Origin of the sequence: Caulobacter ginsengisoli (assembly GCF_030814835.1) — a bacterium.
GTDB lineage: Bacteria > Pseudomonadota > Alphaproteobacteria > Caulobacterales > Caulobacteraceae > Caulobacter > Caulobacter ginsengisoli.
Genome location: NZ_JAUSVS010000005.1, coordinates 85,619 through 97,616 on the forward strand (window position 1 = coordinate 85,619; position 11,998 = coordinate 97,616).

The window sequence follows — 11,998 nt, forward strand, 5'->3', positions numbered from 1 at the left end:
AGGGCTTAACCATGGCGCTTTTCGCGGGGTCGCGACTTTTGGGCGCGCCGGACGCCTCCGCACCATCCTCCTTTTCCCGAAATCCCTGGCGAAGGCCAGGGCCCAAGCGTGAGTGGCGGATGTGGCGCGGCGCCTAGTCCTGCTCAGGCCGTATGGGCCCTGGCTTTCGCCAGGGACATCGGGTGTGGGGGGCTATGAGCGGCGATCTATCCAGGTTCTACTCGGCTCATGACACCACCCCTCGGCATCATCGAAGGCTACTACGGCCGCCCCTGGTCCTGGGCCGACCGCGTCAAGGTAGTCGATACCCTCGCCCCCGCCGGCTACCGATTCTACCTTTACGCCCCCAAGGCCGACCCCTATCTGCGCCGCCGCTGGGCCGAGCCGCATCCGGACGCCGAGGCCGAAAGCATCGCCGCCTTCGCCCGCCATTGCGCCGGGGCAGGGGTCGCTTTCGGGGTGGGTTTGAGCCCCTACGAGATCTACCGCGACTTCGACACGGCGGCCCAGCAGGCCCTGGCCGCCAAGCTGGCCCATCTCGACAGCCTCGGCGTCGTCGAGCTGGCCATCCTGTTCGACGACATGCGCGGCGACACCCCGGACCTCGCCGCCTCGCAGGTTCGCATCCTGCACTGGATCGCCGAGCGCACCGCCGCCCGCCGGCTGACCCTCTGCCCGACCTATTACAGCGACGATCCGGTGCTCGACCGGTTCTTTGGCACCCGGCCCGAGCGCTATCTGGAAACCCTGGGCCAGACCCTCGACCCCGCCATCGCCATCTTCTGGACGGGCGAGGAGGTCTGTTCCCGTGAACTGGCCCCCGGCCATCTCGACCGCGTCGCGCAGCAGCTCAGCCGTCCGCCGCTGCTGTGGGACAACTGGCCGGTCAATGACGGGCCGCGCATGAGCCGCCACCTGCATCTGCGCGCCTTCACCGGCCGGCCCGCCGCCAACGCCGGCCGGATCAGCGGCCACGCCGTCAACCCGGCCCTGCAGCCGACCCTGTCGCTGATCCCCGCCCTGACCCTGGCCGACGCCTACGCGCAAGGAGCGGCCTACGGCTACACCCACGCCTGGAGGAGGGCCGCCGAGGCCGTCGCCGGCCCGGCCCTGGCCGACCTGCTGCAACGCCACATCCTCGCCTTCCAGGACGGCGGCCTCGACACGCTCGACGCCGAGGCCCGGGCGAAGCTGCGTGCGCAGTATGCCGCCTTCGACCATCCGGCGGCGGCCGAGGTGGTCGCCTGGCTGGACGAGGGCTACCGCATCACGCGGGAGGAGATGGAGGGGCAGTAGCCAACTCCTCACCCGTAGGGGAGGACGACCGCGCCAGAGCGCGGTCCGGTGGGGGTCTTCGGGCAAGAGCGCGGTATTGGCTTGTGACGCTCGGGCGCTTTGCAATCCGCCCTGTCGAAGCCGGTCAGTCCCAGCCCCTGCCCGAACACCCCCACCTGGCCGGCCACGGGCGCGCTGCAGGCGCGCCTCGGGCGGGCCGTCCGCCCCCTCCGGAGGCGGAGTTGTGGCGCCTAGCCCTCCGCCGCCGCTTCCAAATCGGCCACGTCCAGCTTCACCATCTGCATCATCGCCGCCATGACCCGCCGCCGGCGCGCGGGGTCGGGGTCCTGGTGCAGTTCCATTAAACGCCTGGGCACGATCTGCCAGGAGACGCCGTAGCGGTCCTTCAACCAGCCGCATTGCGATTCCTTGCCGCCGCCGGCCTGCAGGGCGTCCCAGTAGCGGTCGACCTGGCCCTGGCCGTCGCACTCGACGACGAAGCTCACCGCCTCGGTCTGGGGGAATTCCGGCCCGCCGTTCAGGCCCGAGACCTTGCGGCCGTCCAACTCGAACTCGACCAGCAGGACCGAACCGGCCTTGCCCGGGGCGTTTTCGTCATAGTGCAGGGTGGTGAGGATTTTCGAGTTGGGGAAGACTGAGCAGTAGAACTGCGCGGCCTCCAGCGCCTGGGTGTCGAACCACAGGCAGGTATGGATTTGCGGCATGGTTGGCTCCTTATCTGCCCCTAGGGACGCATCGGCGTCCGGCAATCCGACACGGCGCTGCAACATCGCCTCTGGTTCGAACGCGCACCGATCTTCATAGTGGCGGCATGAAACGGCTTTTCGCTCTTTTCGCCGCCCTGTTGCTGTTCCCCGCCATGGCCGCCGCCGCGCCGGCCGGCGGTCCGCCGGAGGATACGGTCTTCGTGTTCATGAGCACCATGACCGGCGCCCTGCCGGCGCAGGGCTATGTCGAACTGCCCAAGACGGCCCCGGTCGATAGCCGCATCACCCTGTGGACGGCCACCGTGGCCCGCGCCGACGATTCGGTCGCCGGACACAAGGGCTTCCTGATGCTGTTCCAGATGACCTTCGACTGCCGCACGCGGATGCACCGTTGGGAGGGCGGGATCGTCCTGGACGCCGCCGACGCCATTATTGGGCGGAAAGGCCCCGACGACTGGGAGACGATCGAACCCAAGAGCGTCAATGAGTTGGCCCTGAAGACCGCCTGCGGGGAAAGCGACCCGCCGGACGAGCTCTATGTGGGCGTCCCCGCCGTTCGCGCCGACGCCGCCAGCCGCAGCTTCGACTAGACCCCCGCCTCCGCCGCCGCCCTGGCCGCCGGATAGTCGGCCTTGCCGTTAGCCGCCCGCAGCGACACGTCCGTCGCCACGACCCGCTTGGGGGTCTTGTAGCCGGCCAGGCTGGCGCGGACATGGGCCTTCAGCCCCGGCTCGTCCAGGTCATGCCCTTCGGTCAACCGCACCACGCCGGTCACCGCCTGGCCCCACTTCTCGTCGGGCAGGCCGACCACCAGGGCGTCCTCGACCGAGGGGTGGGTCTTCAGGGCCTCCTCGACCTCTTCGGGGAAGACCTTTTCGCCGGCGGTGTTGATGCAGGCGCTGCCCCGGCCCAGCAGGGTCAGGCTGCCGTCGGTCTCGACCAGGCACCAGTCGCCGGGGATGGAGTAGCGCACCCCATCGATGACCCGGAAGGTGCGGTCGCTCTTGGCCTGGTCTTTGTAGTAGCCGATGGGGTTGGGCGGGCCGATGGCGACGATGCCGGCGACGCCCGAGCCGGGCAGGACCGGCTGGTCGTTCTCGTCGAAGACGCGGCAGCGCTCGCCCAGCATGAACTTGGCGGTCTGCACCTCCAGGCCCTTGGCCATCACCGAGGTCCCCATGCCCAGGGCCTCGGACGAGGAGAAGCCGTCGCTCAGCATGGCGCCCGGCATATGCTCGAGCATGCCGCGCTTGACCTCGACGCTCCACATCACCCCCGAGGAGATGATGGCGACGATGGAGGAGACGTCCCAGCGGCCGGGATGGGCGTCCAGGGCCTGCAGGATCGGCTTGCCGAAGCTGTCGCCGACGATGACCAGGGTGGCGGGCCTGTGGGCGTCTATGGCGTCCAGCAGCTCCTCGGCGTCGAAGGCCGCGCCGGGCAGGGTGACTACGCAGCCGCCGGAGAACATCGCCCCCATGCTGGTCAAGAGGCCCGTGCCGTGCATCAGCGGCGGGGCCGGCAGCAGCCGCCCGCCCGGCCCCATGGCGCGGATCGCCGCGTCCAGCTGGGCATGGTCTTCCGGCACGGGTCCGAGCTTGCGGGCCGCCTGCAGGGTGATCTCGCGCAGGTCCTGGTGGGCCCAGATCACCCCCTTGGGCATGCCGGTGGTGCCGCCGGTATAGATGAAGAACTCGTCCTCGCCCGACCGCTCGATGCCCAGCGGCCCGCCGTTACCCTCGCGGGCCAATGTGTCGAAGGCTTCGGCGAAGGGGGCGACCGGCGCCCCGGGCTCGCCGACCTCGACCCAGGTCTTCACCCCCGGCAGGCGCGCGCGGATCGCCTCGACGGCGGGGCGGAACTCCGCTGAATAGACCACCGTCTGGGCGTCGGCGTTGTCGAAGATGTACCAGACCTCCTCGGGCGTGTAGCGGTAGTTGACGTTGACATGGGTCAGCCGCGCCTTGAACGCCGCCGCGAGCGCAATCAGGTATTCCGGGGCGTTGCGCATATAGATGGCCAGCTTGTCGCCGGGCTTGGAGCCGCGCGCGATCAGGGCGCGGGCCAGGCTGTTGCTCATCGCGTCGGACTCGCCCCAGCTGATGACGCGGTCGCCATGGATGAAGGCCGGGGCGTCCGGCGGCACGGCGGCGGCCACGGTGTCGAGTATGTCGCCGAAATTCCAGTCCATGCGCGGCTCCCGGGCGGACGCCGCTTGAGCGGCTTGTCGTTGCCGACAAGGTCCGACGGCGCACGAACACAGGCAAGGGGTCGCGGCCGCCCGGCATGCGGAAAATTGGAGGCTTCAATTCTATCGTTCCGCGAGATCAGGCGCCGATTCCAGCATATATGGAGAGCCGCCCAAATCCCGAGGAGGCGCCCATGGACCCGTTGCTCACCGAAATCGCCCACACCGAAGCAGACCGCATCGCGGCGGCCATCGCCGCCCTCAGCCCGGCGGATGCGCCGTCCGGCATCGTCTACAACCCGCTGCTCCACACCCTGGACGACCCGAAATTCGGCCGGCGCGAGCCGCTGGACCTGGGGCTGGACGAGCTGTTCCAGGTGCTGTTCGAACTTCGGCTCTGCACCCGTCACGGCGCGCCGCCGCCCGAGACCGACGCCCTGCGCGCCGCTGCCGCCGACGCGGTGCGGGCGGGTGAGGTTCCGGTCATGCTGGTCGACTGCGACTTTCAGGCGGTCAGCGCCGCGGCGATCAAGCGATTCCTGGCCGGGGCCCGCCGCGAGGGGACCCTCGACCTTGCCGACATCGACCCGGCCCGCGTGCTGGAGACCCGCCGCGTGACCTTCGGCCGGCCCCTGGTCGGCCTGGTCCCGGACGGGGCCGAGGTGGTGTTCAGCTTCGATCCGGCCTGGCGGTTCAGCAACACCGGGGCGGCGCTCTCGGACCTGATCTTCGACCCCGGCGACGGCCAGGGGCCGCGGCCCGTCGGGCCGGACGGGCGGCTGGCGGCGGCCTACGACCAGCCGGGCGAGAAGACCCTGACCCTGACCTGCCGCCATGCGGGCGGGGAAGCGGTCACCCGCTCGACCCTGACCGTCAAGGCGGTGGGCCTGCCGCCCCCCAGCGAGCCCCCCATCCCGATCGAGGGGACCTGGGGCGAGACCCGGGTCAAGGGAACGATGAAGGTCTACCTGGCCCCGGGCCGCACGGCGATCAAGCGGCCGCTGTTCATGTGGACGGGCTTCGACACCGGAACCACCCAGCTCGGCGGGGCCGGGCCGATGGCCTTCTGGGACGCCCGGGCCGAGGACTTCCTGGCCGACGATCCGATCGGCGACCTGCTGGAGGAGTGCCGCAAGGCCGGCTGGGACATCGTCATCGTCGAGTTCGGCAATTCGCGGGCTCCGATCCAGGCCAATGCCGACATGGTCGCCAACGGCATCCGGCTGATCAACCGCCGCCCCGGCAAGGACCAGCCCGGCGTCATCGTCACCGGCTCGATGGGCGGCCTGGTCGCCCGCTACGCCCTGCTGGTTCTGGAGGCCGAGGAGCCCGGCCCCAACATCGCCAAGGCCCTGTTCCTGGACAGTCCGTTCATGGGGGCGGTGGTGCCCATGGCGGTGCAGTACGCGCTGGACTTCCTGGCCGACAAGATCGAGGAGGCCCGCCGCCGGCGCGACGAGGTGCTGGATTCCCCCGGCGCGCGCCAGATGCTGCGCCAGAAATACCGCTCCGGCTGGGGCGACCAGCGCGAACCGCTGCCCGACAAGGCCTTCAACGACCTGCAGCAGGAGTTCCGGCTGCTGGGCGGCTGGCCCAAGCAGACCGAGCTCTATGCCGCCGTCAACGGCGATGGCGAGGGCAAGGGCCAGATGAAGGACGACGGCAAGACCGAGCTCAAGGCCCAGGACCTGATGTTGAGTTGCGAGCGGCGCAGTGGCCCCGAATGGAAGGCCAGCGCCGTCCTGCGGGCCGCGCCCAACTTCCCCACCTGGAAGGACGACGGCTTCGAGATCCTGTGGATTTCGCGGGTGGGCAAGCTGAATTGGCGGGCGGTGACCAGCCGCACCCTGCCCTGGGACACCTGCCCGGGCGGCTCCTACGGCTTCGTCAAGGCCTTCGCCGACGGAGGCTGGACCAGCAAGGACCTGCAGGCCGGGACCACCTGTTTCGTCCCCACCCTCAGCGCCCTGGCCGTGCGCATCATCGACGACCTCTACATGAAGGCCCCGCCGGCCAAGGACACCCCGTTCAAGGCCATCCTGACCTCCAGCGGCAACACCGCCCACGCCAGCCTGACCCCGGCCATCACCGCCTGGTTCAGGCAGCTGCTGGGCGCGCCCTAGGGACGGGGCGTTCGGCCTTGTGAAACGCGGCCCGGTCGCTACCCTTCCGGTCAGCCAAGGGGAGCGACCGTGACCGCCGAAGACACTCTGAACGCCGCCCGTATCCAGGTCGTGCGCGACCACATGCATCTCGAGGTCGTCCACGACTGGGACGCGGTGATCGCCACCTTCGCCCACCCCCGCTACGAGATGCACGGCGGCGGCCAGGTCTTCGACGGCGAGGCTGCCGTCCGCGCCTACTTCGCCGCCAGCCGCACCCCCTTCCCCGACCAGGGCAACGAGGTCATCGCCATCGCCGCGACGGGCGACACGGTGCTGGTGGAGTTCTGGCTGACGGGCACGCACCTGGGGCCGTTGCGGCTGGCCGACCGGACGGTGGAGCCGACGGGGAAGGCCTTCAAGGTGCGGATGGCGGCGACGTTCGAGTTCGAGCCGGGGACGGACAGGATCGTGTGCGAACGGCCGTATTTCGATCAAGGGGCGGTGGTTAGGGCGTTGGGGTTGGCGTGACGGTTCCTGGCGATGCGTTGACTTGGGCCGGCGGAAGGTCAGCGCGGGAAGCCGCAGCGGGAGAGCCAGGGGGTGGGCCGGTCGCCGGCCTGGCGACCGGGCAGGACGGGGCAGGCGATCATCAGGGTGCGGGCGATCTCGGGCCGGGGCTGGGGGGCGGCCAGGGCGAGGGTCTGGGGCAGGGCGGCGGCCAGCGGCGCGCCGATCCCGGCGAGCATCGCCAGGACGAACACCGCCAGCCCGCGCCGCGGGCGCGGCATGGGGTTGCAGGTCATCTCAAAGTCTCATGGGCTAGAGGTGGCGCCTTGCCGGTCTAACGGCGCGGCGGGCCGGTTGGATCAATGTCCGGATCGCTATCCGGCCTGACGGGCATGGTCGCGCAGGGCGGCCTTCAGGCTCTCGAAGGCGGCGTAGGTCGGGGTCCAGGCGGGGAGGGCCCGCATCGTCGCCATCCAGCGGGCGACGTTGGGATAGGGCCGCAGATCGTAGTCGACCAGGTCCATCAGGCTGACATAGGCCGCGCCCAGGCAGTCGGCGATGCTCAGCTCGGCGCCGCAGACGAAGGGCGCGTCGCCGATCAGGTCGCGGTCGAGAATCTCGAACAGCCGGGCCGTCTGGCCGCGCGCCCGGTGTTCCACCATGGCCTGGGCCTCGGGATTGTCGAGGCGGAACAGGGGCGAGAGGGCCGGATAGGCCAGGCCGTAGTTGGCGCTGTGGGAAAAGCCGGTGTTGAACCAGTCCATCCGCTCGTTGATCCGGGCCCGCTGGCGGCGGTCGGCCGGATAGGCGGGCGAGCCGGCGGCGTCGGCCAGGTATTTCAGGATCGCCGAGCATTCGGTCAGCACGAAATCGCCGTCCTCCAGGACCGGGACCTTGCCGCCCGGGTTGAGGGCCTGGAAGGCCGGGGCCAGCTGTTCGCCGGCCAGCAGGTTGACATGGACCAGCTCGATCTCGAGGCCGGCATGGGCCACGAACAGGGTCACCGCCCGGCTGGTGGTCGAGATGGGATCGTAGTGGAGGCGCATGGCAGGTCCGGAAGGGTTATGTCGTCGTTGAAGCGCCTCATACGACCTCCAGCCGCATGGCTTCAAACCCCATTCCTGCCGTTTCGTTCGTCAGTTATGCATAGCTAAGGACCGCGACGGCGGAGGGCTATGCATGTTTGAATGGAGCGATCTTCGCTATCTGCTGGCGGTCGGCCGGACCGGCTCGACCCTGGCGGCCGCCCAGATCACCGGGGCCAGCCAGTCCACCGTCGCCCGGCGGATCAGCGCCCTGGAGACGGCGCTGGGGCTCAAGCTGTTCGACCGCCTGCAGAACGGCAGCCGCCTGACCGACCAGGGCCAGGCCCTGATGACCCAGGCCGAGGCGGTCGAGGCGGCCATCCTCGGGCTGGAGGAGATGGCCCGGCAGGCCCATCGCCGGCTGTCGGGCGTCATCCGCTTCACCATGGCCCCGGAGGGCGCCGATCCGGTCATCACCGGGCCGCTGTCGGAATTCATGCGCCGGCATCCCGACGTGCGTATCGAGATGCTGGCCACCGAGACCTACCTGGACATCGCCGCCGGCGAGGCGGACGTGGCCCTGCGCTCGGGCGCGCCGCCGACCGATCCCCGGCTGATCGTGCGCAAGGTCGACGAGCTGGCCTGGGCCATCTACGGCAGCGCCGACTACATCGCCCGCCACGGCGCGCCAGCGCGGCCGCAGGACCTGGCCGGGCATCTGGTGGTCGGGGCCGAGGGACGGCTGGATCAGCTGCCGCAGATGCGCTGGCTGGCCGGGCAGGCCGACCGCTATGCCTGCCGGGTCAGCACCATGAGCAGCATGATCGGCATGGCGCGGGCCGGGGCGGGCCTGGCCCTGCTGCCCGAGATGAACGCCGACCCGCATCCCGAACTGGTCCGCTGCCTGCCCAACGCCGCGCCGGCGACGCAGGTGTGGCTGGTGACCCGCCAGGACGTGCGTCAGGCGCCCCATGTGCGGGCGCTGATCGACTTCATCTACGAGACTGTACGGGCGCCGCCGCGTCGATCTGTTGCTGCTGGATAGGCGGACCCTGCTGAACAGGCGGCCCCTGCTGGATCGGCCGCTGCGGCGCAAGCTGTTGCTGGACAGGCCGCTGCGGGCCGGGCTCGGCCGGCGGCGTCGCCCCCGGGGCCAGCCAGGCCTCGAAGACCAGCGGCTTGACCCGGCCGGAATTCTCGAAGCGGCGGATATAGACCGGCGTCATCGGCCCGGCCCCGCAGGAGCCCAGAATCCTGGCCAGGGCGGCGGCCCGGGCGGCCTCGGCCTTGTGATAGTAGCGGATCTCCGAGCGGCGGGGCCCGGCGTTGGGCAGCATCTCATAGTTGGGAACGCGGTAGCCCGCCCTGGCCAGCACCGCCCCGCAGCTGCGGTAGAGCGGGACCTGGTCGTCGCTGCGCAGCTGGAAGAAGACCCGCGCCACCCCGGCCGGCGGGGCGGCGGCCTGGCCGGTGTCGATGGCCTGCTGGGCCCGGGGGACATCGCCGGCCTGCAGGGCGGTCGCCGCCTTGGCCAGGGAATCCTGGCTCGTCGCCAGCTCGCTCTGCAGGGTGGACTTGGTCCTGGTGAGGGCGTCGATGTCGGCCTTGAGCCGGGCCTTCTGGGCTTCCAGCCTGCGGGTCTCGGTCTGCAGGCTGTAGACGCCCCAGGCGCTGGCCCCGATGGCCCCGAACATCAGCGCCCCGCCCAGCAGGGTGACGGCGCCGGTCAGCCGCGAGCGACGCCCCAGCGCCTCGGCATGCGCCGCCAGGTCGACCGCGCTCATGGCTTGGGCTCCATCTCGCCGACCAGGATGCGGATCGCCTGGTCCCACATTCTCAGGAGGCGGCTCAGCGAATAGGTGATCAGTCCGGCCGAGCCGAAGATGCCGGCCAGCACGCCGATGTTCTGGTTCTCGCGCCGCGACAGCATGATCGCCACGCAGACCAGCAGGATGATCACCGATATGACCGTGCTGGCCAGATAGGCCAGCCGCTCGAACTGGAAGAGCTTGACCAGCCGCTCGACGATCTTCAGCCGGTCGTCCAGCTCCAAATTGCTGGGCCGCTCGTCGGGCTCGTCAGGATGCTTGTCGTCGCTCACCGGTCCCCCTTCCCCTGGTCTCGCCAGCCGGCAGGGCATTTTTCGCGCGAGAGGAGTATCCGCATCGCGGCGGGGTGGAGTCAACGTTTGGGCTGCTCAGGCGGCCGGAACATTACAGTTCTGTAGGATTAAGCCTCTGTAATTTAACAACTTGTCACTTTCCCCGCTCGCGTGACGCCGGTATCTCGCCGCCTCCCCACCGCGCACGTCAAAACTGTTCCTTGGGGGTTGGGGCCGCGGCGGGTGTGTTTTTCGCCGCGGGGATCATCCGGTCCTCCGCGTCCCGCGTATCCGTCAACAGCAAGAAAGGGGAGCGTCGTATGAACGCCCATGCCACCGGCTTTGCCCCGGTTTCGACCATCCAGTGGCCCGTGAAGACCCGGGACATCCACAACCACCATATGAACTCGGCCATCTGGGACGACTTCGCCTTCCGCGACGACGACGTCATCGTCGCCACCTACGGCAAGTCGGGCACCACCTGGACCCAGCAGATCGTCGGCCAGCTGATCTTCGCCGGCGACCCCAACGTCGAGGTCGGGGCCATCTCGCCCTGGCTCGACCTGCGCATCATGCCGCCGGACATCCTGGACCGGCTCGAGGCCCAGACCCACCGCCGCATCGTCAAGACCCACCTGCCGGTCGACGCCCTGACCTTCAGCCCCAAGGCCAAATATCTCTACATCGGCCGCGACGGGCGGGACGTGCTGTTTTCCCTCTACAACCACCACGCCAGCGCCAATCAGATGTTCTACGACCTGCTGAACGGCACGCCCGGCCTGGTCGGCGAGCCGATCGAGCGGCCCGATCCCGACATCAACCGCTACTTCCGCCATTGGGTGGCCAATGACGGCAAGCCGTTCTGGCCGTTCTACGAGAACATCCGCTCCTGGTGGGCGATCCGCGACCTGCCCAACGTCAAGCTGGTCCACTTCGCCGACCTCAAGGCCGACCTGGAGGGCCAGATGCGGGCCATCGCCGACTTCCTGGAGTGCGAGATTCCGCAGGACCGCTGGCCGGCCGTGATCGAGCACTGCCAGTTCGACTGGATGAAGGCCAACGCCCCCAAGGTCGCCCCCCTGGGCGGCGCCATCTTCAACGGCGGCGCGGCCGACTTCATCCACAAGGGCGTCAACGGCCGCTGGAAGGACGTGCTGACGGCGCAGGAGTCGGCGGACTACGAGGCGCGGGCCTTGGCCGAGCTGGGCGAGGACTGCGCCCGCTGGCTGGCGACCGGCCGGATGTAACCTCTGGCGGGGGGCTGGCCCAGGCCGGTCCCCGCCCTTTTTCAATCCGCCAGCTCGATCCAGGTCGGCGCGTGGTCGCTGGCCTTCTCCCAGCCCCGCACATGGCGGTCCACCTCGGCGGCCTTCAGGGCCGGCGCCAGGCTGGGGCTCAGCAGCAGGTGGTCGATGCGCAGGCCCGCGTCGCGGGCGTAGGCGTTCCGGAAATAATCCCAGAAGGTGTAGAGGCGCTCGCCCGGATGCAGCTGGCGCAGGCTGTCGGTCCAGCCCTGGGCGACCAGGGCGGCATAGGCGTCGCGCACCTCGGGACGGAACAGGGCGTCGGTCAGCCAGCGCTCTGGCTTGTAGACGTCCAGCTCGGTGGGCATGACGTTGTAGTCGCCGGCCAGCACCGCCGGCACGCCCATCTCCAGCAGCTGCGCCGCATAGGCGTGGAGGCGAGCGAACCAGGCCAGCTTGTAGTCGAACTTCGGCCCTGGCGCGGGATTGCCGTTGGGCAGGTAGAGGCAGCCGATCACCAGCCCGTTCACCGCCGCCTCGATGTAGCGGCTCTGGTCGTCGGCGAGACCATCCGGCAGACCTCGGCGGGTCTCCAGGGGCTTGCCGCCGCGGGCCAGGATGGCGACGCCGTTCCAGCTCTTCTGGCCGTGCCAGATGGTGCCGTAGCCGGCCTTGGCGATGGCGTCCTCGGGGAACTTCTCCTGCGGGGCCTTGAGCTCCTGCAGGCAGACGACATCCGGGCGCGTCTCCTCCAGCCAGCGCAGCAGGACGGGCAGGCGGCCGTTGACGCCGTTGACGTTGAAGGTGGCGATTCTCATCCCTGCT

13 protein-coding genes are annotated in these 11,998 nt (G+C 69.7%); 6 read left to right on the forward strand and 7 right to left on the reverse strand.

Going from position 1 to position 11,998, the window contains the following annotated elements:
• The first annotated feature begins 228 nt into the window (after window positions 1–228).
• On the forward strand, window positions 229–1,296 hold the full coding sequence (locus QO010_RS13610) for a beta-N-acetylglucosaminidase domain-containing protein (RefSeq protein WP_307349963.1): 1,068 nt from the start codon (window positions 229–231) through the stop codon (window positions 1,294–1,296).
• 230 nt (window positions 1,297–1,526) lie between these two features.
• On the opposite strand, the gene QO010_RS13615 is transcribed toward QO010_RS13610, so the two are convergent.
• Complete coding sequence (locus QO010_RS13615) at window positions 1,527–2,000, reverse strand: VOC family protein (RefSeq protein WP_307349965.1); 474 nt, start codon at window positions 1,998–2,000, stop codon at window positions 1,527–1,529.
• A 107-nt stretch (window positions 2,001–2,107) separates the two neighbouring features.
• Here QO010_RS13615 and QO010_RS13620 point away from each other — a divergent pair, with 107 nt between their 5' ends.
• Window positions 2,108–2,593, forward strand: coding sequence for a hypothetical protein (locus QO010_RS13620; RefSeq protein WP_307349967.1), 486 nt, complete (start codon window positions 2,108–2,110; stop codon window positions 2,591–2,593).
• Here QO010_RS13620 and QO010_RS13625 read toward each other — a convergent pair.
• Window positions 2,590–4,194, reverse strand: coding sequence for an acyl-CoA synthetase (locus QO010_RS13625; RefSeq protein ID WP_307349968.1), 1,605 nt, complete (start codon window positions 4,192–4,194; stop codon window positions 2,590–2,592). The two genes, QO010_RS13620 and QO010_RS13625, sit on opposite strands and share 4 nt — an antisense overlap.
• Window positions 4,195–4,385: 191 nt before the next feature.
• On the opposite strand from QO010_RS13625, the gene QO010_RS13630 reads away from it, so the two are divergent.
• Window positions 4,386–6,314, forward strand: coding sequence for an esterase/lipase family protein (locus tag QO010_RS13630; protein WP_307349969.1), 1,929 nt, complete (start codon window positions 4,386–4,388; stop codon window positions 6,312–6,314).
• A gap of 69 nt (window positions 6,315–6,383) precedes the next feature.
• Window positions 6,384–6,824, forward strand: a complete 441-nt coding sequence (locus tag QO010_RS13635; RefSeq protein WP_307349971.1) for an ester cyclase — start codon at window positions 6,384–6,386, stop codon at window positions 6,822–6,824.
• Between the two features lie 38 nt (window positions 6,825–6,862).
• Here the strand turns inward: QO010_RS13635 and QO010_RS13640 are convergent, their stop codons facing one another.
• Together QO010_RS13640 and QO010_RS13645 are read right to left on the reverse strand one after the other, a co-directional pair.
• The gene (locus tag QO010_RS13640) at window positions 6,863–7,099 is read right to left on the reverse strand and encodes a hypothetical protein (RefSeq protein ID WP_307349972.1); all 237 of its coding nucleotides are present in this window, start codon (window positions 7,097–7,099) and stop codon (window positions 6,863–6,865) included.
• A gap of 78 nt (window positions 7,100–7,177) precedes the next feature.
• Complete coding sequence (locus tag QO010_RS13645) at window positions 7,178–7,849, reverse strand: glutathione S-transferase family protein (RefSeq protein WP_307349973.1); 672 nt, start codon at window positions 7,847–7,849, stop codon at window positions 7,178–7,180.
• Between the two features lie 133 nt (window positions 7,850–7,982).
• Here QO010_RS13645 and QO010_RS13650 point away from each other — a divergent pair, with 133 nt between their 5' ends.
• Window positions 7,983–8,873 (forward strand): LysR family transcriptional regulator, encoded by an 891-nt coding sequence (locus tag QO010_RS13650; RefSeq protein ID WP_307349974.1) that lies wholly within the window; start codon window positions 7,983–7,985, stop codon window positions 8,871–8,873.
• Here the strand turns inward: QO010_RS13650 and QO010_RS13655 are convergent.
• Together QO010_RS13655 and QO010_RS13660 are read right to left on the reverse strand one after the other, a co-directional pair.
• Window positions 8,821–9,612, reverse strand: coding sequence for a hypothetical protein (locus QO010_RS13655; protein WP_307349976.1), 792 nt, complete (start codon window positions 9,610–9,612; stop codon window positions 8,821–8,823). The two genes, QO010_RS13650 and QO010_RS13655, sit on opposite strands and share 53 nt — an antisense overlap.
• Window positions 9,609–9,929 carry a hypothetical protein gene (locus QO010_RS13660; protein ID WP_307349978.1) on the reverse strand — a complete coding sequence of 107 codons (321 nt, stop codon included), beginning with the start codon at window positions 9,927–9,929 and terminating at the stop codon, window positions 9,609–9,611. Before QO010_RS13660 ends, QO010_RS13655 begins: the two co-directional genes overlap by 4 nt.
• A 320-nt stretch (window positions 9,930–10,249) precedes the next feature.
• Between QO010_RS13660 and QO010_RS13665 the strand changes: the two genes are divergently transcribed.
• The gene (locus tag QO010_RS13665) at window positions 10,250–11,176 is read left to right on the forward strand and encodes a sulfotransferase domain-containing protein (RefSeq protein ID WP_307349979.1); all 927 of its coding nucleotides are present in this window, start codon (window positions 10,250–10,252) and stop codon (window positions 11,174–11,176) included.
• Window positions 11,177–11,217: 41 nt separating this feature from the next.
• Here QO010_RS13665 and xth read toward each other — a convergent pair whose 3' ends face one another.
• Window positions 11,218–11,991, reverse strand: coding sequence for an exodeoxyribonuclease III (gene xth / locus QO010_RS13670; RefSeq protein ID WP_307349981.1), 774 nt, complete (start codon window positions 11,989–11,991; stop codon window positions 11,218–11,220).
• Between the last annotated feature and the right edge of the window lie 7 nt (window positions 11,992–11,998).

Excerpts from the sequence above, each read along its gene's own strand:
- QO010_RS13620 (WP_307349967.1), top strand. The coding sequence starts at position 2,108 with ATGAAACGGCTTTTCGCTCTTTTCGCCGCCCTGTTGCTGTTCCCCGCC.
- QO010_RS13615 (WP_307349965.1), bottom strand. The coding sequence starts at position 2,000 with ATGCCGCAAATCCATACCTGCCTGTGGTTCGACACCCAGGCGCTGGAG.
- QO010_RS13630 (WP_307349969.1), top strand. The coding sequence starts at position 4,386 with ATGGACCCGTTGCTCACCGAAATCGCCCACACCGAAGCAGACCGCATC.
- QO010_RS13650 (WP_307349974.1), top strand. The coding sequence starts at position 7,983 with ATGTTTGAATGGAGCGATCTTCGCTATCTGCTGGCGGTCGGCCGGACC.
- QO010_RS13625 (WP_307349968.1), bottom strand. The coding sequence starts at position 4,194 with ATGGACTGGAATTTCGGCGACATACTCGACACCGTGGCCGCCGCCGTG.
- xth (WP_307349981.1), bottom strand. The coding sequence starts at position 11,991 with ATGAGAATCGCCACCTTCAACGTCAACGGCGTCAACGGCCGCCTGCCC.
- QO010_RS13655 (WP_307349976.1), bottom strand. The coding sequence starts at position 9,612 with ATGAGCGCGGTCGACCTGGCGGCGCATGCCGAGGCGCTGGGGCGTCGC.
- QO010_RS13610 (WP_307349963.1), top strand. The coding sequence starts at position 229 with ATGACACCACCCCTCGGCATCATCGAAGGCTACTACGGCCGCCCCTGG.
- QO010_RS13640 (WP_307349972.1), bottom strand. The coding sequence starts at position 7,099 with ATGACCTGCAACCCCATGCCGCGCCCGCGGCGCGGGCTGGCGGTGTTC.
- QO010_RS13645 (WP_307349973.1), bottom strand. The coding sequence starts at position 7,849 with ATGCGCCTCCACTACGATCCCATCTCGACCACCAGCCGGGCGGTGACC.
- QO010_RS13665 (WP_307349979.1), top strand. The coding sequence starts at position 10,250 with ATGAACGCCCATGCCACCGGCTTTGCCCCGGTTTCGACCATCCAGTGG.